Below are 20147 nucleotides of genomic sequence, written 5' to 3' on the forward strand. Positions count from 1 at the left end.
CAGTCCGAACACTAAAAATCTGCGCGAGTTGCAGAAGGACGACGCGCTTGACGCACTGCTCGGCCGCCTGAAGGCCGAGCAGACCCGGCTGGCCGACATGCACGGCAAGTACGTCCCGCTGGCACTGAAAATCGCTCCCGATCTTGAAGACGCGCAGATCCAGTCGATTGCCGACCTGCTGCGCAAGCATCGCATGGACGGCGTCATAGCCACCAACACCACCCTTTCGCGCGACGGAGTGCAGGGCCTGCCGAACGCCGAGGAAGCCGGCGGGCTCTCGGGTGCGCCGGTTTTCGAACGCTCGACGGCGGTATTGAAAAAACTGTCCGGCGCGCTGGCCGGCGAGTTGCCGATCATCGGTGTCGGCGGCATCATGAGCGGTGCCGATGCGCTCGCCAAGATGGAAGCCGGCGCCAGCCTGGTGCAGATTTATTCAGGTTTCATCTATCGCGGTCCCGGCCTGGTCGCCGAAATCGCCGCCGCCCTTGCTAAATCAAAGCACTCGAAGCGGCCGCACGCGGATGTATAGCGCTACTGCCATAATGGTTGAACGCCCCCCGCCAAAAGGGGATAATTCCAAGGCTTTTCCGCCTTTTTAGCCCTTGCCTCAGGCTTTGTACACGAATCATGACCCATTATTTGTTCATCATCATCGGCGCTGTTCTGGTCAATAACGTCGTTCTGGTGAAGATTCTCGGCCTGTGCCCCTTCATGGGCGTTTCCAAAAAACTGGAAACGGCTTTTGGCATGGGTGCGGCGACCACCTTTGTGCTCACCGTGGCCACCGGCGCCAGTTATGTCATTGACCACGTACTTCTCGCCCCCTTCGGGCTGGAATACCTGCGCACCCTTTCGTTTATCGTCACCATCGCCGCCATCGTCCAGTTGACCGAGATGGTGATACAGAAAACCAGCCCGCTGCTGCATCAGGTGCTGGGCATCTATCTGCCGCTGATCACCACCAACTGCGCGGTACTCGGCGTGCCCCTGCTCAACGTCGCCAACAAATACAACTTCGTCGAGTCCTTGCTCTTTGGCGCCGCAAGCGCCATCGGCTTCTCGCTGGTGCTGGTGCTCTTTGCCGGGATTCGTGAGCGTGTCGAAGGTGCCGACGTTCCGGTTTATTTCCGGGGAGTAGCCATCGCCATGGTCACCGCCGGCTTGATGAGCCTTGCCTTCATGGGTTTTGCCGGCCTGGATAAATACCAGTAATGCTCACCGCCATCCTCATCATGGCCCTTGGCGCCCTCGTCCTTGGCGCAGCGCTGGGCTTCGCCTCGATCAAGTTCAAGGTCGAAGGCAACCCGCTGGTCGAAAAAATCGAGGCCATCCTTCCGCAAACGCAGTGCGGCCAGTGCGGCTACCCCGGCTGCAAGCCTTACGCCGAAGCCATCGCCGATGGCGAGGCCGAAATCAATCTGTGCCCACCCGGCGGCATGGAAGGCGTGCGCAAGCTGGCCGACCTGCTCGGGCGCGACGTCAAGCCGCTCGACGCGGAAGAAAAACCGAAACAGGTCGCCATCATCGACGAACAGACCTGCATCGGTTGCACCTTATGCATCCAGGCCTGCCCGGTGGACGCCATCGTCGGCGCCGCCAAGCAGATGCACACCATCGTCGAATCCTTGTGTACCGGTTGCGAACTGTGCATCAAACCCTGCCCGGTGGAATGCATTCGCATGGAAACCATCAGCGAGAACATCGACAACTGGAAATGGAAGTATCCGGTGATCGAGTTGAAACGAGTGGCATGAAACGATTTCACCGCAAAGTTGCCCCGAAGGAAATCCCCTTGTGGGTCTCAAAGGAACAAAGGGAACGCAATCGTTGCCAGTCATCCTTTGCCAATCCTTGCTTTTTTGCGTCTTTGCGTTAGGTGTCAAACGTGCTGCAACTTTTCAAATTCAAGGGCGGTGTCAAACCCGACAGCAACAAGACGCCCTCGGTACAGATGCCGATCGGCATCGCGCCATTGCCCCCGCTATTGATCGTTCCGCTGCATCAAAGCATTGGCGGCAAACCGAATCCTCTGGTCGAGGCCGGCGAACGTGTACTGAAAGGCCAGTTGATTGGCGGTGCCGATCAATGGCTTTCTTCGGCGGTACACGCTCCGACCTCCGGCACTGTACTGGCGGTCGAGGAGCGCGTTGCCGCGCACCCATCCGGCCTGCCAACGCTCTCGGTGGTAATTGAGCCGGACGGCCGTGACGCATGGATCGAACGCACCCCGCTCGATTACACGGCGCTTGAACCCGAGCGTGTGCGCGAGATCCTGCGCGATTCCGGTGTGGTCGGCCTCGGTGGCGCGGTATTCCCGAGCCATGCCAAACTCGCTGCCGCAAAATCGGTTCCGATGGAGGAATTGATCATCAACGGCGGTGAATGCGAGCCCTTCATGACCTGCGACGATATCCTGATGCGCGAGCGTGCCGAGGGCATCGTTCGCGGCTCGGGCATCTTCCGTGACCTGCTCAAAGCCAGGCGGGTATTGGTCGGCATCGAGGACAACAAGCCGGAAGCCGTTGCCGCCATGAAAGCCGCCGTTGAAAAGCTCGGCGAAAACTTCGAGGTCATTGCCGTACCCACACGCTACCCGGCGGGTGGCGCCAAGCAGTTGATTCGTGTACTGACCGGCAAGGAAGTCCCGGCCAGCAAGCGTTCGCCCGAAATGGGCGTGCAGTGCTTCAACGTGGCGACCGCCTACACCGCCTGGCGTGCCATCGCTCACGGCGAACCGGTGCTTTCGCGCATTGTCACGCTGACCGGCAACGTCGAACAGCCGCGCAACTGGGACGTGCTGCTCGGCACCCCGCTCAGGGACTTCGTCGCGCTCGGCAAGCCAAAGTCCGATACCGACCGCTACCTGATGGGCGGCCCGATGATGGGCTTTGAAATGCCGGGCCTCGACGCGCCGCTGGTCAAGGCCACCAACTGCATCATCGCCGGGTCGCCGAAACTGTTTCCTCCGCTTGCGCCGGAAATGCCGTGCATCCGCTGCGGTGCCTGCGCCGAAGTCTGCCCGCACGAGTTGCAACCCTTCGAAATGTACTGGTTTGCCCGCGCCAGGAACTTCGGCAAGACGCAGGAATACAACATCTTCGACTGCATCGAATGCGGCTGTTGCAGTTATGTCTGCCCCTCGCACATCCCGCTGGTGCAATATTTCCGCTTTGCCAAGAGCGAGATCTGGTCGCGCGAGCGGGAAAAGAACATGGCCGATGCCGCCAAGGCGCGCTTCGAACTGCGCAACGAGCGCGACGAACGCGAGAAAGCCGAGAAAGCCGAGCGCCTGGCCAGGGCCGCCGCAGCCAAGGCGGCTGTGAAGAAAGCCCCAGCCGAGTCCGTAAGTGAAGTACAGACGGGCGACACGTCGGTGGCCGCCGTAGCCGCTGCCCCGCTTGATGCCGAAGCGGTCAAGAAAGCCACCATCGTCGCCGCCATGGAACGGGCCCGCCAGCAACGTGAAAGCGTGCAGCCGAAAAACACCGAGGGGCTGACGGTCGCCCAGCGCAAGGAAATCGCCGAAATCGAAGCGCGCCGGCTGCCACTGCAAGAACTAAGCGCTCTCAACGCAGATGCACAGAGTTCCCAGAGAAAAAAATAATGAACAATTTTCTTTTCTCCGCGCTTTCTGCGTCGCTGTGCCCTTTACGCCCTCTGCGTTAAAGGGGTTAATTGATGAATTTCACAACCCCGCCCTATCTGACGCAAGATGTCAGCGTCCAGCGCGTCATGCTGCAGGTGCTGGCTGCGCTGTTGCCGGGGATCGCCATCTACGTCTGGCTGATCGGACCGATCGTTCTGGTGCAGATCGCCATCGCCACCGCTGCTTCGCTGCTCGCCGAAGCCTTCATGTTGAGCTTGCTCAACAAGCCCCTTGGTCTCTTTCTCGGCGACGGCAGCGCCATCGTCACCGCCTGGCTGATCGCGCTGGCCTTCCCGCCCCTCGCCCCATGGTGGCTGATCGTCGTCGGCTCGCTGTTTGCCATCGTCGTCGCCAAACATCTGTATGGCGGACTCGGACAGAACCCGTTCAACCCGGCGATGATCGCCTTTGCCGTATGCATCGTTTCCTTCCCTGCGCTGATGTCGCAGTGGCCCGCGCTCGATCGGCAAGCCGATTTTTCCGAACAACTGGCACTGGTCCTTGGCACGGTGCCCCGCCTCGATGCGATGAGCGGCGCTACCCCGCTCGACGCTCTGAAAACTGCACTCAAGCTGGGCGAAGGGAATACCACGGTGGCGACCATTCTGGCCGACGCACACCACTTCGGCTATTTTGCCGGCAAGGGTTGGGAATGGGTCGCCGTCGCCTATCTGCTTGGTGGACTGTGGCTCTGGCAGCGCCGGATCATCACCTGGCACGCTCCCTTCGCCTTCCTCACCGGTATCGTCCTGTTCGCCGGCGCACTCTGGCTGTGGGACCCGGCTCAGTTCGCCAACCCGGTCTTCCACCTCTTCTCGGGCGGCTCCATGCTCGGCGCCTTCTTCATCGTAACCGACCCGGTTTCCGGTTGTACAACACCCAGAGGCAAGCTGATCTTCGGGCTCTCGGCCGGCGCCCTGGCCTACCTGATCCGTGTCTTTGGCGGCTACCCGGATGGTGTGGCTTTCGCCGTATTGCTGATGAACATTTGCGTACCCTTGATCGATCTGTACACGCAACCCCCCATCTTTGGCATGAAAAGCAAGCCATGAGGAGCCCGGCAAAACCGCCCACTGCAAGCAAAATGGCTGTGCGCACAGCGATCATCCTGTTCATCTTCGTCACCATCTTTACCGGCCTGCTGTCGGCTGCCTATCTATGGACGCGCCCGACGATCGAGGCGGCGGCGGCTGAAGAAAAAATGAAGCTGATCGACGAAGTTCTGCCGCGCAAGCACTATGACAACGATCTTCTGAAAGACACGCTGCAGATCGCTCCGACTGCCGCGCTCGGGCTGGACGAAGTGTCGACGGCCTATCGCGCGCGCAAGGACGGCAAATCCAGTGCGCTGGTGCTTGAGGCAATCGCCCCCGACGGGTATGCCGGAAAGATCCGCCTGCTCATTGCTCTGGGCGCCGACGGTGAATTGCTTGGCGTGCGCGTGACGCAGCACAAGGAAACACCCGGACTGGGCGACTACATCGATCCAAAAAAGGACAGGAACAAGGAGCACCCGTGGATCACCCAGTTTGAAGGACTGACACCAACGTCCATTGACGAGCGCGCATGGAAGGTAAAGAAGGATGGCGGTCGCTTCGACTCGATGGTCGGCGCCACGGTGACGCCGCGCGCCGTGGTCAAGGCGGTACGCAAGGCGGCCATGTATGTGGCCGAGAACCGCGAGCAGTTTTTCGCGTCTCAGTCTCAGTAAGCTGAGGACTGAGATACTAACTAATATGAGGGAAGCATGATGACCCGTGACGAATTCAGCGAGATCGCCGCCAACGGCGTCTGGAAAAAGAATACCAGCCTGATCCAGATTCTCGGCCTGTGCCCTTTGCTGGCGGTCACCACCAACCTGGTCAATGGCGTAATGCTTTCGCTGGCCACGATCATCGTCATGGCCATCTCGGGGCTGGCCGTCTCCAGCCTGCGCTTCCTGATCCCGCACGAGATCCGCATTCCGGTATTCATCCTGATCGTCGCTGCGCTGGTCACGGTGATCGATCTGCTGTTCAATGCCAATCTGCACGAGTTATATCTGGTGCTCGGCATCTTCATCCCGCTGATCGTCACCAACTGCATCGTGCTGGCGCGCGTCGAGGCCTTTGCCAACAAGAGCCCGCCGCTGCAATCCATGTTCGATGGCATTTTCATGGGTGTCGGCATGCTGTGGACGCTGGCCCTGCTCGGTGGTTTGCGCGAACTGATCGGCGGCGGCACGCTGTTCTCGGGAATCGACATGGTCTTCCCCGGCCTACAAGCCCTGCAACTGCTGCCCAAGGACTACCCCGGTTTGCTGCTCGCCATACTTCCGCCTGGCGCCTTTATCCTGCTTGGCTGCCTGATTGCCTGGAAAAACTGGATTGAGGCGCGCGCCGCCGCGCGCCAGCAGCGCCGCTCGCCGCAGCCAGCCACTGCGGCCGGCACTTAGGACTACGCGAGCGCAATGAATCCGGCCAGGCGCGCCGCAATCTTCTCGCGCCTGCGCGCGGCCAATCCGCAACCGAGGACCGAGCTTGAATACGCGACGACTTTCCAGTTGCTGGTCGCCGTCATCCTCTCGGCACAAGCCACAGACAAGAGCGTCAATCTGGCTACGCCCAGGCTGTTTGCCGATGCGCCGACGCCGCAGGCCATGTTCGCGCTCGGTGAAGCCGGGCTGGCCGACTACATCAGGCGCATCGGCCTCTATCCGACCAAGGCCAAGAACGTGATCGCCACCTGCCGCCAGCTTATCGAACGTCATGGCGGCGAAGTGCCGCACAACAGGGAAGACCTTGAAGCGCTGCCCGGTGTCGGGCGCAAGACCGCCAATGTGGTGCTCAACACGGCTTTCGGCGAACCGGCCATCGCCGTCGACACGCATATTTTCCGTGTTGCCAACCGGACCAGGATCGCCACGGGAAAAACGCCGCTTGCCGTCGAACTCAAGCTGCTAAAATCGGTACCGGAAGAATTCAAGCGGGACGCCCATCACTGGCTGATCCTGCACGGACGCTACGTCTGCAAGGCACGCCATCCCGAATGCGGGCACTGCAGCATTGCCGATCTGTGCGAATACAAGGAAAAATCATCACCACCAAGCCACCAAGGCCACCAGGTTTCACCAAGAAAAACATGAAACAAATACTTGGTGCTTCTTGGTGTTCCTGGTGACTTGGTGGTAGAGCACTCGAAGTCAACTTGCCACTGATCAACCAATGACCGTCGCCACCGCCCTTGTTACCGGCAACGACCCGCTGCCCCATCTCGCTGAACAGGCGATCCATCAGGCGCTGGCCAGGACCGGGCTGACGCATGCCAACGGCGTGCTGCTGTTCCTGACCCCGGAGTTCGCGCGTCACGCTCAGCAAACCGTGACGGCCGTTGCGCGCGTGGCGCAGTGCACGCAGGTCGCTGGCGGCATTGCCTCCGGCGTTTTGACCGAATCCGGCTGGGCCCTTGACCGCCCTGCGGTGGCCGTCATGGTTTTTGGCCGTGGTCTTTCGCTCGGTCACCCGGAGCCAGGCAAGCCGCCGCTACTAAGCTATGCCGGCGGCTCCTTCCCGCCGGACTGGAGTGATTCCGGAACGCGTTTTGGTGGAGTTTTCAGCGGCAGTTTTGCCGCCAGTGCAGGTATCGCTGAAGCACCCGTCTGGCAACAGAGCCGCCTTTGCGAGCAACAACGCTGCAGCGTTCAACTATTGGGCGCCGATGTTGACATCGGCGTCTCCAGTGGCTTGCAACTGCTCGGCGAACCCCGGCCGGTGAACAGCAGCAAGGGCTACGATCTTGAAAAGATCGGCGGTCAAGCCGCTTTAAAGAGTCTGAGCCGGCTGCTGCCGCCAGACCTTCGTCAGCATGTAGCACAGCACTTGCATCAGCTCAGCGCCGTGCTCATCGATGATGCGAACGACGCCAGAAAAGCGCTGGCCGAGGGCCGCTACAGGCCGATCGCCATCATCGCCGCCAACGCCGATAATTCGCTGACGCTGGCCGAACGCGTCGCGCCGCGACAGTACCTGGCCTGGGCCATCCGGCAACCGGTCGCGGCTGAAGCCGACATGCGGCTAATGCTTGAGCGCCTGGCCGAAAATAGCAAAAAAACGGAAATCGCCACCACTCCGGCCTGTGCCCTGATGTTTTCGTGCATCGGCCGTGGCCCCTATTTTTACGGTGGGGAGGACCGCGACCTCGACATCCTGCGCGAACGTTTCCCCGGGCTTCCCATACTCGGCACCTACGGTACCGGCCAGATTGCCCCCACCACCAGCACTGCGCATTACTTCAACCGCCAGTTGCAGAACGCCGTTGTTACCGCACTGGTCAGCAAGCACGTGAAGAAAGCCCATGTTCAATCCCTCACGTGAGCAGGTTCGCCAATTTTTCTGCGAATCCTGGCGCAAACACCGGGAACGCCTGGTGCTTGAAGGCGCCGAGGCAACGGCTGCCGACCTGATCGAACAGCACCCTGAATACCACGCCCTGCTGGAAAACCTGCAAACCGCCGTTGCGCAGGAGTTCACACCCGAAAGCGGTCAGATGAACCCCTTTCTTCATCTCTCCTTGCACCTGGCTATCGCCGATCAGATCAGCATCGACCAGCCGCCGGGAATTCGCGCCGCCTACCACCAACTGCGCAAACGTCTTGACGTGCACCAGGCTGAACACGCGCTCCTTGAGTGTCTGGGCGAAACGCTCTGGCGTGCCCAGCGCGAGGGCGGTACGCTGGACGCCGATCAGTATCTGGACTGCGTCCGGCGCGCCGCAGGGAGCTGAGCAAGGCCTGGATCCGAGCCCAGCTTGCAGCACTCTGACTCACGATGCCTGTAGCCAGTTCAGCGCACTCGATGCATACTGCTGATCGACACCCTGGCGGAAAGGAATTGCGATGAATACCAATCAAAGGCGCGTAGTTCTCAAGCAAATTGCCGCGAGTGCTCTGCTCGGCAGCTCCGGCATCGGCGGTCTGCTGCGCGATGCCCTGGCGAACGCGACGAAACCCGTCACTCCCGGCATGTACACGGTCAAGGGCATGGTCACCATCAACGGCAAACCGGCGGTACCCGGCATGGCCATTGGCGCAGAGGACAGCATCATCACGGGAACCAACAGCGAAGCCATTTACGTTATCGGGCAGGATGCCTTCCTGCAACGGGCAAGCAGTACGGTGAGCTTTTCCGGAGCCAGCGCGGATGTAATGCGCGTGTTTAGCGGCAAGATCCTTTCGGTATTCGGAAAGGGCTCAAAAAAGCTGGAGACGGCGACGGCGACGATCGGCATTCGCGGTACGGGCTGCTACATCGAATCCGAAGCCCGGCGGGTATACTTTTGTCTGTGCTACGGTGTCGCGGAAGTGATTCCCTTAGCCGACACGAATCATGTTGAGATCATCGAAACAAGGTATCACGATCATCCGCTTTATATCCACGAATCGTCGAGGCCGATGATGGTTGATGCCCCGGTAATGAACCACAGCGACCAGGAACTGAAATTACTTGAAAGCCTGGTCGGTCGCTGGCCGCCGTTCAGCCAGGACACCTATCGATATTAGATGCGCTCGGAAGGTGGCGAGACCTTGAACACTTCGGCCAGCGTTGTCATCCCCGCCGCAATTTTCATCGCGCCGGAGATGCGCAAGGGTTTCATTCCTTCGCGATACGCCAGATCGCGGATCTTGGAAACATCGGCGTTATCGCTGATCGCCTGCTTCATGTCCGGCGACAGCATGAGGATCTCATAGACGCCGACACGTCCTCGATAGCCGGTCATGCGGCATTCAAGACAGCCCACCGGATGATGGAACTGGGCCGGACGATTGGCCTTCCACGGGGCGACCAGACGGTCCCACATCGACTCATCCTCGGCGCTGGCCGGAATCGACTTCTTGCAACTGGGACACAGCACGCGCACCAGGCGCTGGGCCATGACGCCAAGTACCGTGGCGCTGATCAGATAGGACGGGACACCCAGATCGAGCATGCGCGTTACCGCCGCCGGGGAGTCATTGGTGTGCAGCGTGGATAGCACCAGGTGGCCGGTCAATGCCGCCTGGATAGTCACTTCGGCGGTCTCCAGATCGCGTATTTCGCCGACCATGATGATGTCCGGATCCTGCCGCATCAGCGCCCGCACGCCCTGGGCGAAATCCAGCTCGATGGCGTTCTGCACCTGCATCTGGTTGAACGCCGGCTCAACCATTTCGATCGGATCCTCGATGGTGCACACGTTGACGGCCGGCGTGGCCAACTGCTTGAGCGTCGAGTAGAGCGTTGTCGTTTTGCCCGAACCGGTGGGTCCAGTGACCAGAATAATGCCGTTGGGGCTTTCCGACATCAACTTCCAGCGCACCTGATCCTCCTCGGAAAAACCGAGATCGGTAAAGTTGCGGACCAGCACTTCGGGGTCGAAAATCCGCATCACCATTTTTTCGCCAAACGCCGTCGGCAAGGTCGATAGACGCAACTCGGCCTCCTGCCCGTCGGCCGTTCGCGTCTTGATGCGCCCATCCTGCGGACGACGTTTTTCAACCAGATCCATGCGGCCCAGAATCTTGATGCGGCTGACCATCGCGGCCATCACACTCATCGGAATCTGATAAACCTGATGCAGTACGCCGTCGATACGGAAACGCACGATACCAAGTTCGCGCCGTGGTTCGATGTGAATATCGCTGGCTCTCTGCTCGAAGGCATACTGCCAGAGCCAGTCGACGATATTGACGATATGCTGATCGTTGGCGTCGAACTGGCGATTGGTTCGCCCCAGTTCGACCAGTTGCTCGAACGAAGAAAGTCCCGAGCTTTGCCCGCCCTGTTGCGACGCCTTCTTGACCGATCGCGCGAGGTTGTAGAACTCGACCAGAAAGCGAGCCACATCGACCGGGCTGGCTATCACCCGACGAATTTTCTTTTTGACAATCGGCTGGATCTCTTTTTCCCAGTCGCGCAGAAAAGGCTCGATTGTCGCAAATACAACTTCCTGGGCAGTCACTTGTACCGGGAGAATGCCAAAGCGCGTTGCATAGGCGCTCGACATGACATCGGTCACTGCCGTGAAGTCGATTTTAAGCGGATCGATATGGTAATACTCGAGCCCGACCTTGCCCGCCAGCCATTCCCCGAGGTCATCCAGAGTCAGGGCGCGGTTTGGCGGCAGTAACGATTTCCACTTCTGGTCAGCGACGATGACCAGCGGATGTGCCGTTAAACGCTTCAGGCGAAACTCAGCAATCAGGGCGTCCGCTTCGGGTTTGGCGACGATACCGTCAGCCACCAGCAAACCGAGGACTTCCGCCACCGTCAGGCGGTGGTCAGGCGTGGTATTCGCCGTCTGATCGGACATAGGGAAAATTCCAGTGAGGTGATGCGCAGACTATACCCGACAAGCCACAGGGGGCTCAATGTCATTGACACGTTCCCTTCAGTGAAAACCATGGTGAAGTTATGAAAAGCATTTCCAGGCGTTCTCTGTTTTGAAAGACTACAATCCTCTGTTGCTGACTAACTCCCGAATCACCGGGCAGCATTTTCCAGTCCTTGATGAGGAATACCCGATGAAAACCACGATTTTTGCTGTTTCACTGAGCGCCGCGCTGATTGCCTGGCCGGCAATCGCACAGCAAGGCCCGGCCGGCGTTCCCGGCGCTTACGGACTCGCCGAATCAGTCGCCCCCACCCCGCCCGTAGCTCCCGCCATGCCGGCGCAACGAGCGAAACGCGGCCCGGCCGATTGCGTCAATGCCAGAGACGTAGAGCAGTGCAAGGCGCGCCAGGAGGCCCACAAGAAAGTGCTTGAGGCTTGCCAGGACAAATTTGGCGCTGAACGCAAGCAGTGCATGCACAAGCAGGCACAGGCTATTGACTGCACCCAGGCGCGCAACCCGCAGCACTGTGAAAGTCGCAAGCAGGCCTATGCGCAGTGCCAGAATCGGAATGACGCGCAGTTCAGCCCATGCGTGCAGCAGAAGATGCCGCCGCTCGATTGCAGCAAGTCGCCCGACCCGGTACGTTGCGAGCAACACCAGAAGGCACGCCTCTTATGCCAGGACAAGGCAGGACCAGAGCACCGCCAGTGCCTGCGCGACAATCTGACGGCGAAGAAATAATCAGCGCCCTGCGGGATTACTCAAGCCGGCCTCACGCCACAGTTCGACCTTGCGCTCAAAAGACAGCGTGAATGCCGGGCTGCTCGAAGGCAGGATGCGAGTGTCGTAGCCCTGTTCGCGAAACCAGCGCTCGAATTTGCCGGAAGTCTTGCCGTTGAAACAAACGCGCCGCAAGCAAGGCGCGCTGGTTTCGAGCCGTGTAAAATCGTTTGGGTCGGCGGCCTTGATTGCCGAATCAAGTGCCCCCTGGCGCGTGCAGCGGTGAAAGACATCCCAGATGCCGATCCGATGGCTGAGCAGAGCGCGCTGTTTTTCGGCGTAATCGAGATCCGCCAGAGGCAGGCTGAGCAGCGCGCCAAGCAGGCGCCAGAACTGGTTCTGCCGGTGCGCGTAGTACTGCCGGGCGGCGAGTGAGGCGGGCGAAGGAAAGCTGCCGAGTATCAGCGTTTCGACACGCGCATCAAGAATGGGCGGCAGGCCGACAAGAAGCCCTGCATCAGGGCTCATCAGCAATACCCAATTCGTATAGCCGCTTCAGACGCAGTGGCGCAGAGGGCGCCGGGAAATGCAAAATCGCCAACATGTCGATTTCCTGTCTCTGCTTTATCTGCCCTCTGCGATAAAGGCCTTGTACTCGCTACCTGGCTGACAAGGCCAGCATCAGATCGTTGATGCGCTTGACGAATCCCGCCGGATCGTCGAGCGTGCCGCCTTCGGCCAGTGTTGCCTGTTCAAGCAGCAGGTTGGCCCAGTCGTCGAATCGCGACTCCTCGTACTTCAGCCGCTGTACCGCCGGGTGTTTCGGGTTGATTTCCAGTATGGGCTTGCTTTCTGGCGCCTTCTGCCCGGCGGCTTTGAGGATGCGCGCCAGATTGCCACCGAGGTCATGCTCGTCGGCAACCAGACACGAAGGCGAATCGGTCAGTCGATGCGTCACGCGCACTTCTTTTACCTTATCGCCGAGCGTCGCCTTGATCTTCTCGAGCAAATCCTTGTACTCGTCGGCGGCCTTGGTGGTCTCTTCCTTCTCGGACGCGTCTTCCAGTTTGCCCAGATCGAGACCGCCCTTGGCGACCGACTGCAAGGGCTTGCCGCCAAATTCTGTCAGGTTGCCGGTGACCCATTCATCGACACGATCTGAAAGCAGCAGCACTTCGATGCCCTTCTTGCGGAAGATTTCGAGATGTGGACTGTTCTTCGCTGCCGTAAACGTTTCGGCGGTCACGTAGTAAATTTTCTCCTGCCCCTCTTTCATGCGTGAAACGTAATTGTCCAGCGAGACCACTTCTTCCGCAGTATCGAGGTGGGTCGAGGCGAAACGCAGCAACTTTGCGATGCGCTCCTTGTTGGCGAAGTCTTCGCCGGTGCCTTCCTTGAGTACACGACCGAATTCCTTCCAGAATATCGCGTACTTTTCCTTCTCTGCGGCATCTTCGGAGTCGGCCAGGCCTTCAAGCAGACCGAGAATCTTTTTTACACAGCCGCCCCGGATCGTCTCGATGTCGCGCGATTCCTGAAGGATTTCACGGGAAACGTTGAGCGGAAGGTTATTGGAATCGACGATGCCGCGCACGAAGCGCATGTAAACCGGCATCAGTTGCTCGGCGTCGTCCATGATGAAGACGCGGCGCACATAGAGTTTGATGCCGTGGCGAGCGCCGCGATCGAGCATGTCGAACGGAGCTTTCGACGGAATGTAAAGTAACTGGGTGAATTCCTGCTTGCCCTCGACTTTGGCATGCACATAGGCCAGCGGGTCTTCGAAATCGTGCGCGACGTGTTTGTAGAACGCCTTGTATTGCTCGTCGGAAATTTCGGACTTGGGGCGTGCCCACAAGGCCGAGGCCTGATTGACGGTTTCGTCTTCCTCGGTGGTGATCTGCTCGCCCTTTTCCTGGTTCCATTCCTCCTTCTTCATCAGGATTGGCAGCGTGATGTGATCGGAGTATTTGCGTACCGTCTGGCGCAGCTTCCAGCCGGAGAGGAATTCATCCTCGCCTTCGCGCAGATGCAGGGTCACCTCGGTACCGCGCTCGGCCTTTTCGATCATCTCGACCGTGAACTCGCCCTCGCCGGCTGATTCCCATTTGACGGCCTGACTGGCTTCGAGGCCGGCGCGTCGGGAGATCACGGTGACCTTGTCGGCAACGATGTAGGAGGAATAAAAACCGACGCCGAACTGGCCGATCAGGTGCGCATCCCTGGCCTGATCGCCGGTCAGCGCCGAGAAGAATTCGCGTGTGCCAGACTTGGCGATGGTGCCGAGGTGCTCGACCGCCTCGTCACGTGAGAGGCCGATACCGTTGTCGGCGATGGTCAGTGTGCGTGCAGCCTTGTCAAAGGACAGACGGATTTTAAGCTCCGCGTTGTTGCCGGATTCATCGCCATACAGCGCCGTGTTGTTCAGCGCTTCGAAACGCAGCCGGTCGCAGGCATCGGAAGCATTGGAGATGAGTTCGCGCAGGAAGATTTCCTTGTTGCTGTAAAGCGAGTGGATCATCAGATTGAGTAGCTGTTTGACTTCGGCCTGAAAGCCGAGCGTTTCCTTGTTGGCGCCCATTGAAAACTCCGAAAAAAGTTGGTCTGAACTCAATGAAACCGCAGGTTCAGTGAAGAGTAAGTTGCGCGTTCTATCGCAACTGAAAGGCCGAAAGCGCATGCGCACCCGGCGTCGGGGGCGTAGATTGGGGCAAGCCGGTTAATTTCAAGTCCTGCCAGAAGGGTGAAACTGACATGGCAAGTCAACGCTCATGGTTCGCTGCTCCGATAGTCTATTTCCAGCACCTCGACCTCACGCCAGCCGGCCGGACTCTGAAAACGCACCCTGTCGCCTTCCCGCGCCTTTAGCAGTGCTCGCGCCAGTGGCGACACCCAACTGATACGTCCGTGCTTGAAGTCGGTCTCGTCAACACCGACAATCTGATACCGCTGTTCAATTCCCTGTTCATCTAGCAGGGTGACTGTCGCACCGAAAAAAACCTGATCCGCATTGACCTGGCGCGCCGGATCGACGACCTCCGACAGGTCGAGCCGCCGGGTGAGAAATCGGATGCGCCGGTCGATCTCGCGCAAGCGCCGCTTGCCGTAAATGTAATCACCGTTCTCCGATCGATCTCCATTGGACGCCGCCCAATGCACAACCTCGACCACATGCGGACGCTCGTTTCGCAGCAGGTGATCAAGTTCTTCCTTGATCCGCGCATACCCTCCCGGCGTGATGTAGTTGCGGGTTCCCTGAGGAAGCTTCAGCGACAGCTCAAGTTCTTCCTCATCCTCATCGCCGTCAGTTTCTCTGGTAAACGCCTTACTCATGAATTAACGCCGGCAAATTCAATAGAAACGGCGCAGGCCGATCAGCCTGCGCCGTATTGAAAAGCATCGATAAATCAGTAACCGATATTGAAGGTCTCAACATCAACGCGGATGGTATCGCGCCCCAGCGCCAAGGCTGTGTAACGAGCGAATTGAGTTGCCCACGTCTTGCCATCGATGAATCGCTGTTCGCCGCCATATCGGGCAATGTTCAGTATCTTGTCGATAATCAGCACCTTGCCCATCGGGTTACTGGGCTCGCAACGCATCTCGGCGAACTCCTTGTCAAACCAGCGACGAGCCTCCTCCGGGGAGCTTTCAGCCAGTTCGGCCTGTGAAAACTTGTATTGGTATTGTTTATCCTTACCAAACGAAACGGTCACGTGATAAAGCATTTGCTTCCTCCAACCTTTGCCAGCGATTACACTCTGATCCCGTATTCTATTCGCAAAAACCCCAAAATGCCGCAAGTCTCAAATGCACAGACTGAATATATTGCCTGAATACACGTTTGTGTTCCTTGAGCATGTTTATCGCTGCCATTGGCCGGTACTCGAAGCGGCCACACGGGGCCGCTTCGGCTCTTATCGTTCTTCACCTGGAATTCTCGGGCACAAGTTTGATCTTCCTCACTGCTCCACCGGCTGCCATGAAGACCATTTTCACTCCCTCGTTGTTTTTTCCCGAAGGTACGCCTAACATAGCTCCTGATACGTCCCGACTTGTGCTGGTCACCCTGGCTGGTCTGATTGCCATACGGTAACGTGGCGTGTTGTTGTGGACTGTGTTTCCTGGCCTGAGCGCCGGTCGGGATTACAGGCTCTGGTCGATTGCCTGGCGAGTTGGGTCTAGAGAAAACGCATTATCAGTAGAGGCCGACCTTCAGGTTGTCCTGTTACGAGAGAAGTGGAAGTCAAGCGCAATTTTTCGCAAATTTCCAGTGATAATCGGTCGTTTTACTGGAAGACTGCGGGAAGTAAAGCATCTTCCCGTTTTTTGCAGCCGATCCGGTCAAACCAGACAGACCCCTGAGTGTTAGTTGAATACCAATCTACGGATATCTGAATGATGCTGAGCGAAGAAGAAACCGGCAATGCACGCGCCACCTTGAATGAACTTCATGTGGAACACCGCGACCTTAATCTGATCATTGATCACCTGGTGAGTACACCATTGCCCGAGCAGGATCAGTTACTGATCCATCGACTCAAGAAGCGAAAACTACTGCTCAAGGACAAAATCTACCAGCTTGAGCGTTCGCTGGTACCCGATATTCCGGCCTGACCAACGAGCGGCGGCGCATCGGGTAAGGACCGGGTAAGTATTCTACCTGGGGTGAGCGCTTGTTGATTCTTCCGTCTCGCCCGAGCGTGCCAGAACGATCACGGCACACAGGATCAGCGCTCCGCCAACAGCCTGCCAGGCACCAATCCCCTCGCTCAGGAAAAGTGCGGCGAGGACGATGGTCACAATCGGTTCCAGCGTCGAGAAGGTAGCCGCATCAGCCGCTCCCAGGCGTTGCATGGCGGCAAAGAACCCGACAATGGCCAGCACCGTTGACAACAGCGCGATACTGCCGACCGCGATCCAGCCGCCGTATGATGCCGGCCAGGATGGTGCGCGCCACAAAACCAGCAGCCCATAAACCACCCCTCCCGAGAGCATGACCACAGTACCCGATGCAATGGCGCCCTCGGCTTTCGTCACGCGCTCGCCGACCAGAATGTAAATCGAGTAGATCAGAGCCGCGCCGATGCCCAGAATGATTCCCGGCAGACTGCCGGCCAGGCTCCCGCCAACCGCCAGACCGGTGCCGGCCAATGCGGCAAGCACCGCGAGCAGACGCCGATGCGACAGACGCCTGCCCGAGATCAGGGCGGACAGGAGGGTCACGATTATCGGGTACAGATAGAGCAGCAGTGCGGTCAGTCCTGCGCTGGCGTACTGTAGCGCTGCAAAATAGCAGAACGCCTGACCAGCATAGCCGAGCGCCCCCATCGCTACCAGCAGCCACAGATTGCGCCCTCGCGGCCAGTGCGAAGCGCGCGCGAACATGATAGACGCCATCAGCGCGCCAGCAAGCGCAAAGCGCAGAAACAGCATGCTTGGCAGATCAACGCCGTCGGCATAGGCAAACCGGGCAAAAATTGGCATCGCTCCAAATCCGGTAGCCGACAGAAAAATGTACAGCAAGCCGATCAGACGCGGGTGAGTCGATAATAGGGTCATTTCAGCGGTGGTTCACCTATTGACGCACTCCTGAACACTACCGGACCGGGCTTCCTGGTTAGTGGCGCTGAGTTCTCCTGAGGCCCAAAGTGATTCTCCACAAGGCGTCAGCGCGCCCGGTACCGGGTGCGGTGTCCCCTCCTCATCCATCTGCGCCGCCAGCGTTTCCCAGGCCAGCAGTCCCTGCCGCCCAAACGTCAGGCGCAGCAACCAGCCACGTTTCGCCGCCGGCAGTTCAAAACCGTCAAAGACAAAATTGCCCAGACTATAGACGATCAGTTTGCCGCGATAGTATTCCGCTCCTTGCGTCACATGCGGATGGCTGCCAAGCACCACGTCAGCACCGGCATCAATCATCGTGCGAGCCAGTTGTCGCTGACGTTCGCTTGGTTCCTGCTCGCGTTCCCAGCCCCAGTGCATGAAGGGGATCACCAGATCGGCACCGGCCACGCGCGCCGCGCGGATGTCGCTGACCACCTGGCTGTCTTCGCTCCAGGCGACCCCTGGATAGTCAGCGCCGGCCTCAAACGAGCGCGGCTTGAACTCGTTGTAGCCGAGCACGGCAATACGCAAGCCCTGGCGCTCGATCCACAGCGGTGCATGGGCGCTGACCAGATCATGGCCGCCGCCAAAATACGCGATGCCGGCCTGCTCGAGATGACTCAACGTTTCGAGGAAGGCCGCCTTACCGTAGTCACCCGAATGATTGTTGGCGAGCGACAGGGCATCGAAGCGCCCCTTGAGCAGCGGCACCACGCGAGGATCGGCGCGGAAGGATACAATCTTGCTGTCGAGCGGCTTGCCGCGCGTGGCGACCGGGCACTCCAGATTGCCAATGGTGAAATCGGCATCGCGCAGTTGGGCTGCAAAAGGCGCCAGCGGATCACGCCCGGATTCGATGACCCGCCCCGGACCCTCGTCGAGCATGACATCGCCGACGAAGACCAGACGCATAGGGTCGGCCTGAGCAACAGAAACAGTTAACAGCAGCAACAGGGCGCAAAGCGAAAGCAGCCCCTGTTTCATTGAGGATCTCTGCTGCCCGATTTATCGGCGGGCTTCGATGCTGTCAATTGGCACCAGTATTGCAATTCACCGTCGCGCATCGGCTCATAGACGAAATGCAAACCGCTAAAACCGTAGGGCGCGTCGTCGCTGGTTGCCGGGGGATAAGGGAAAGTCCCCTGATGAATCAGCAGTAGACCATCATCCCGCTCGGTGTAGGTATAGACCTTGACCGAGGCAATATCCGCCGGACTGTTCTGGAAAACCACCCGGAAGTGAAAGTATGAACCGACCTCGATTCCTTTTACCTGATAGGGTGATGACACCGGCTTTGACGCAAGCTGTTGCGTAATGCCGCCGTAGGTGTAATGACAGGTCACCTGTTCGGCATGCACCCCGGCGCTGACCATCAGCGCCAGTACACTGCCCAGCACATGGCCTGAATAAGGTAAAGAAGAATGATTCGGAAACGGCAAAATAGGCTCGTCCGTCGGTGTTACAAGGGATGTTAGGATCCCAAATCCCCCTAAAACCATCCCTCCACCTTGCCCCGCGACGGCACTCCACCCGCATGCACAAGCACGTTGTCGATCACCACGGCCGGCGTCGACATCACGCCATAGTTCATGATCGACGGCAGATCCTCGACTTTCTCCAAAGTGATCTGTACGTCCTTTTCGCGCGCCACGGCCTCGACCAGCGCAAGCGTGTTCTTACAATTGGCACAACCGGTACCGAGGATCTTGACGTTTTTCATGATAATTTCCTTCCCGGAAAATTCAGAGTACGGCGTTGAACACATAACCGACGAGCAGGATGCCGGTGGCGACAACACCGGCGAAAGTGGCAATCAGCGTCGGCTTGAGCGCCTTGCGCAGGATGATCATTTCCGGTGCCGAGAGCGCGATGACACTCATCATGAAGGCGAGTACCGTTCCCAGGGAAGCGCCTTTTCCAATCAGCGCTTCGACAATCGGGATGATGCCGGCGGCGTTGGTGTACATCGGTACGCCGAGCACGACGGCGGCAGGAACGGCCCACCAGACGTCCTTGCCCATGAAGCTGGCCAAGAAGTCTTCCGGAACGTAGCCATGGATGGCGGCACCGAGGCCGATCCCGAGCAGGATGTAGGGCCAAACCTTGCCGACGATGTCCCTGACGTGTGCCCAGCCCGCCTCGAAACGCTCGACCCAGCCCATTGTTTCGCCAAGTTGGGGAGCAAGCTGCCCGGCCTGGATTTTCTGCACCCAGTCTTCGAGGTACTTTTCCATTTTCAGCTTGCCGATAACAAACCCGGCCACAATGGCCACCAGCAGCCCCATGCCAAGGTAAAGTGCCGCCACCTTCCAGCCAAACAGGCCGAAGAGCAGCACCAGCGCGATCTCATTGACCATCGGCGCCGAAATGAGGAAGGAGAAAGTTACGCCGAGCGGCACGCCGGCCGAGAGGAATCCGATAAACAGCGGTACCGCCGAACACGAGCAGAACGGGGTGACAATGCCCAGCGTCGCCGCCAGCACATTGCCGACGCCGACGCGCTTGCCCGAGAGCAGTGCCCGGGTTCGTTCCGGGGCGAAGAAGGTCTGCACGATGCCCATCACGAAGACGATGCCGGTCAACAGCAGCAACACCTTCGGAGTGTCGTAGAGGAAAAAATGCACGGCCTCGCCAAAATGCGTCTGACGAGAAAGACTCAAGGCCTGCACCAGCCAGTCGGCAAAGGAAGCAAGCTGGCTATAGGCAGCGAACCAAGCCAGCGCCGCCAGGGCGACGCCAATCAGCCAGTGGCTCAGCTTGGCCGGGGGCGCTTCAATCGGGATGGTGCTCATCGTAGTTCGTTTAGTTTTGCATTGTTGACCAGTGTGC

General features: G+C 59.0%; 22 protein-coding genes and 1 pseudogene. 13 read left to right on the forward strand and 10 right to left on the reverse strand.

Features of this window, described 5'->3' with window-relative positions:
* The 11 genes and pseudogenes from JNM42_RS12855 to JNM42_RS12905 form a co-directional block, all read left to right on the forward strand.
* A pseudogene (locus JNM42_RS12855) lies at nucleotides 1-529 on the forward strand (quinone-dependent dihydroorotate dehydrogenase); the annotation flags it as partial.
* A gap of 98 nt (nucleotides 530-627) precedes the next feature.
* Nucleotides 628-1212, forward strand: coding sequence for an electron transport complex subunit RsxA (gene rsxA / locus JNM42_RS12860; protein WP_294270492.1), 585 nt, complete (start codon nucleotides 628-630; stop codon nucleotides 1210-1212).
* Entirely contained in the window at nucleotides 1212-1754 is a 543-nt protein-coding gene (rsxB, locus tag JNM42_RS12865; protein ID WP_294270495.1) for an electron transport complex subunit RsxB, read from the forward strand. Before rsxA ends, rsxB begins: the two co-directional genes overlap by 1 nt.
* 131 nt (nucleotides 1755-1885) lie before the next feature.
* Nucleotides 1886-3604 (forward strand): electron transport complex subunit RsxC, encoded by a 1719-nt coding sequence (rsxC, locus tag JNM42_RS12870; protein ID WP_294270497.1) that lies wholly within the window; start codon nucleotides 1886-1888, stop codon nucleotides 3602-3604.
* A 74-nt stretch (nucleotides 3605-3678) separates the two neighbouring features.
* A complete protein-coding gene (locus tag JNM42_RS12875) occupies nucleotides 3679-4698 on the forward strand; it encodes an RnfABCDGE type electron transport complex subunit D (RefSeq protein ID WP_294270500.1) in 1020 nt (339 codons plus the stop codon).
* 32 nt (nucleotides 4699-4730) lie between these two features.
* Entirely contained in the window at nucleotides 4731-5357 is a 627-nt protein-coding gene (rsxG, locus tag JNM42_RS12880; protein WP_294270502.1) for an electron transport complex subunit RsxG, read from the forward strand.
* Between the two features lie 39 nt (nucleotides 5358-5396).
* On the forward strand, nucleotides 5397-6080 hold the full coding sequence (locus JNM42_RS12885) for an electron transport complex subunit E (protein WP_294270568.1): 684 nt from the start codon (nucleotides 5397-5399) through the stop codon (nucleotides 6078-6080).
* A gap of 15 nt (nucleotides 6081-6095) precedes the next feature.
* A complete protein-coding gene (nth, locus tag JNM42_RS12890; protein WP_294270505.1) occupies nucleotides 6096-6770 on the forward strand; it encodes an endonuclease III in 675 nt (224 codons plus the stop codon).
* Between the two features lie 79 nt (nucleotides 6771-6849).
* On the forward strand, nucleotides 6850-7998 hold the full coding sequence (locus JNM42_RS12895; protein WP_294270508.1) for an FIST C-terminal domain-containing protein: 1149 nt from the start codon (nucleotides 6850-6852) through the stop codon (nucleotides 7996-7998).
* Nucleotides 7979-8407 (forward strand): DUF1841 family protein, encoded by a 429-nt coding sequence (locus JNM42_RS12900; RefSeq protein ID WP_294270511.1) that lies wholly within the window; start codon nucleotides 7979-7981, stop codon nucleotides 8405-8407. The genes JNM42_RS12895 and JNM42_RS12900 overlap by 20 nt, the downstream gene beginning before the upstream one ends.
* A 112-nt stretch (nucleotides 8408-8519) precedes the next feature.
* Nucleotides 8520-9182: a hypothetical protein gene (locus tag JNM42_RS12905; protein ID WP_294270514.1), complete on the forward strand. Its 663-nt coding sequence runs from the start codon at nucleotides 8520-8522 to the stop codon at nucleotides 9180-9182.
* On the opposite strand, the gene JNM42_RS12910 is transcribed toward JNM42_RS12905, so the two are convergent.
* Nucleotides 9179-10972: a GspE/PulE family protein gene (locus JNM42_RS12910; RefSeq protein WP_294270517.1), complete on the reverse strand. Its 1794-nt coding sequence runs from the start codon at nucleotides 10970-10972 to the stop codon at nucleotides 9179-9181. The two genes, JNM42_RS12905 and JNM42_RS12910, sit on opposite strands and share 4 nt — an antisense overlap.
* A 211-nt stretch (nucleotides 10973-11183) precedes the next feature.
* Here JNM42_RS12910 and JNM42_RS12915 point away from each other — a divergent pair, with 211 nt between their 5' ends.
* Complete coding sequence (locus JNM42_RS12915; RefSeq protein WP_294270519.1) at nucleotides 11184-11735, forward strand: hypothetical protein; 552 nt, start codon at nucleotides 11184-11186, stop codon at nucleotides 11733-11735.
* Here JNM42_RS12915 and JNM42_RS12920 read toward each other — a convergent pair whose 3' ends face one another.
* From JNM42_RS12920 to JNM42_RS12935, 4 genes are all read right to left on the reverse strand, one after another.
* Nucleotides 11736-12242, reverse strand: coding sequence for a DNA-deoxyinosine glycosylase (locus JNM42_RS12920; protein WP_294270522.1), 507 nt, complete (start codon nucleotides 12240-12242; stop codon nucleotides 11736-11738).
* A gap of 130 nt (nucleotides 12243-12372) precedes the next feature.
* Nucleotides 12373-14295 carry a molecular chaperone HtpG gene (htpG, locus tag JNM42_RS12925; RefSeq protein WP_294270525.1) on the reverse strand — a complete coding sequence of 641 codons (1923 nt, stop codon included), beginning with the start codon at nucleotides 14293-14295 and terminating at the stop codon, nucleotides 12373-12375.
* Between the two features lie 188 nt (nucleotides 14296-14483).
* Nucleotides 14484-15047, reverse strand: a complete 564-nt coding sequence (gene greB / locus JNM42_RS12930; RefSeq protein ID WP_294270529.1) for a transcription elongation factor GreB — start codon at nucleotides 15045-15047, stop codon at nucleotides 14484-14486.
* Nucleotides 15048-15121: 74 nt separating this feature from the next.
* On the reverse strand, nucleotides 15122-15442 hold the full coding sequence (locus tag JNM42_RS12935) for a hypothetical protein (protein ID WP_294270532.1): 321 nt from the start codon (nucleotides 15440-15442) through the stop codon (nucleotides 15122-15124).
* Between the two features lie 670 nt (nucleotides 15443-16112).
* Between JNM42_RS12935 and JNM42_RS12940 the strand changes: the two genes are divergently transcribed.
* The gene (locus JNM42_RS12940) at nucleotides 16113-16331 is read left to right on the forward strand and encodes a DUF465 domain-containing protein (RefSeq protein WP_294270535.1); all 219 of its coding nucleotides are present in this window, start codon (nucleotides 16113-16115) and stop codon (nucleotides 16329-16331) included.
* A gap of 42 nt (nucleotides 16332-16373) precedes the next feature.
* Here the strand turns inward: JNM42_RS12940 and JNM42_RS12945 are convergent, their stop codons facing one another.
* The 5 genes from JNM42_RS12945 to JNM42_RS12965 are packed head-to-tail and all read right to left on the reverse strand — an operon-like array spanning nucleotide 16374 to nucleotide 20110.
* On the reverse strand, nucleotides 16374-17276 hold the full coding sequence (locus tag JNM42_RS12945) for an EamA family transporter (protein WP_294270538.1): 903 nt from the start codon (nucleotides 17274-17276) through the stop codon (nucleotides 16374-16376).
* 12 nt (nucleotides 17277-17288) lie between these two features.
* Nucleotides 17289-18302 carry a CapA family protein gene (locus JNM42_RS12950; RefSeq protein ID WP_294270541.1) on the reverse strand — a complete coding sequence of 338 codons (1014 nt, stop codon included), beginning with the start codon at nucleotides 18300-18302 and terminating at the stop codon, nucleotides 17289-17291.
* Nucleotides 18299-18817 (reverse strand): hypothetical protein, encoded by a 519-nt coding sequence (locus JNM42_RS12955; protein WP_294270544.1) that lies wholly within the window; start codon nucleotides 18815-18817, stop codon nucleotides 18299-18301. The genes JNM42_RS12950 and JNM42_RS12955 overlap by 4 nt, the downstream gene beginning before the upstream one ends.
* Entirely contained in the window at nucleotides 18808-19038 is a 231-nt protein-coding gene (locus JNM42_RS12960) for a thioredoxin family protein (protein ID WP_294270546.1), read from the reverse strand. The genes JNM42_RS12955 and JNM42_RS12960 overlap by 10 nt, the downstream gene beginning before the upstream one ends.
* A 22-nt stretch (nucleotides 19039-19060) precedes the next feature.
* Complete coding sequence (locus tag JNM42_RS12965; RefSeq protein ID WP_294270548.1) at nucleotides 19061-20110, reverse strand: permease; 1050 nt, start codon at nucleotides 20108-20110, stop codon at nucleotides 19061-19063.
* Between the last annotated feature and the right edge of the window lie 37 nt (nucleotides 20111-20147).

The organism is Propionivibrio sp. (assembly GCF_016790145.1).
Taxonomy (GTDB): domain Bacteria; phylum Pseudomonadota; class Gammaproteobacteria; order Burkholderiales; family Rhodocyclaceae; genus Propionivibrio.

Excerpts from the sequence above, each read along its gene's own strand:
- JNM42_RS12960 (WP_294270546.1), bottom strand. The coding sequence starts at position 19,038 with ATGAAAAACGTCAAGATCCTCGGTACCGGTTGTGCCAATTGTAAGAAC.
- JNM42_RS12950 (WP_294270541.1), bottom strand. The coding sequence starts at position 18,302 with ATGAAACAGGGGCTGCTTTCGCTTTGCGCCCTGTTGCTGCTGTTAACT.
- rsxB (WP_294270495.1), top strand. The coding sequence starts at position 1,212 with ATGCTCACCGCCATCCTCATCATGGCCCTTGGCGCCCTCGTCCTTGGC.
- JNM42_RS12895 (WP_294270508.1), top strand. The coding sequence starts at position 6,850 with ATGACCGTCGCCACCGCCCTTGTTACCGGCAACGACCCGCTGCCCCAT.
- JNM42_RS12915 (WP_294270519.1), top strand. The coding sequence starts at position 11,184 with ATGAAAACCACGATTTTTGCTGTTTCACTGAGCGCCGCGCTGATTGCC.
- rsxG (WP_294270502.1), top strand. The coding sequence starts at position 4,731 with ATGGCTGTGCGCACAGCGATCATCCTGTTCATCTTCGTCACCATCTTT.
- nth (WP_294270505.1), top strand. The coding sequence starts at position 6,096 with ATGAATCCGGCCAGGCGCGCCGCAATCTTCTCGCGCCTGCGCGCGGCC.
- JNM42_RS12910 (WP_294270517.1), bottom strand. The coding sequence starts at position 10,972 with ATGTCCGATCAGACGGCGAATACCACGCCTGACCACCGCCTGACGGTG.
- JNM42_RS12940 (WP_294270535.1), top strand. The coding sequence starts at position 16,113 with ATGATGCTGAGCGAAGAAGAAACCGGCAATGCACGCGCCACCTTGAAT.
- JNM42_RS12905 (WP_294270514.1), top strand. The coding sequence starts at position 8,520 with ATGAATACCAATCAAAGGCGCGTAGTTCTCAAGCAAATTGCCGCGAGT.
- JNM42_RS12920 (WP_294270522.1), bottom strand. The coding sequence starts at position 12,242 with ATGAGCCCTGATGCAGGGCTTCTTGTCGGCCTGCCGCCCATTCTTGAT.
- JNM42_RS12885 (WP_294270568.1), top strand. The coding sequence starts at position 5,397 with ATGACCCGTGACGAATTCAGCGAGATCGCCGCCAACGGCGTCTGGAAA.
- htpG (WP_294270525.1), bottom strand. The coding sequence starts at position 14,295 with ATGGGCGCCAACAAGGAAACGCTCGGCTTTCAGGCCGAAGTCAAACAG.
- JNM42_RS12900 (WP_294270511.1), top strand. The coding sequence starts at position 7,979 with ATGTTCAATCCCTCACGTGAGCAGGTTCGCCAATTTTTCTGCGAATCC.
- JNM42_RS12965 (WP_294270548.1), bottom strand. The coding sequence starts at position 20,110 with ATGAGCACCATCCCGATTGAAGCGCCCCCGGCCAAGCTGAGCCACTGG.
- greB (WP_294270529.1), bottom strand. The coding sequence starts at position 15,047 with ATGAGTAAGGCGTTTACCAGAGAAACTGACGGCGATGAGGATGAGGAA.
- JNM42_RS12935 (WP_294270532.1), bottom strand. The coding sequence starts at position 15,442 with ATGCTTTATCACGTGACCGTTTCGTTTGGTAAGGATAAACAATACCAA.
- JNM42_RS12875 (WP_294270500.1), top strand. The coding sequence starts at position 3,679 with ATGAATTTCACAACCCCGCCCTATCTGACGCAAGATGTCAGCGTCCAG.
- JNM42_RS12945 (WP_294270538.1), bottom strand. The coding sequence starts at position 17,276 with ATGACCCTATTATCGACTCACCCGCGTCTGATCGGCTTGCTGTACATT.
- rsxA (WP_294270492.1), top strand. The coding sequence starts at position 628 with ATGACCCATTATTTGTTCATCATCATCGGCGCTGTTCTGGTCAATAAC.
- JNM42_RS12955 (WP_294270544.1), bottom strand. The coding sequence starts at position 18,817 with ATGGTTTTAGGGGGATTTGGGATCCTAACATCCCTTGTAACACCGACG.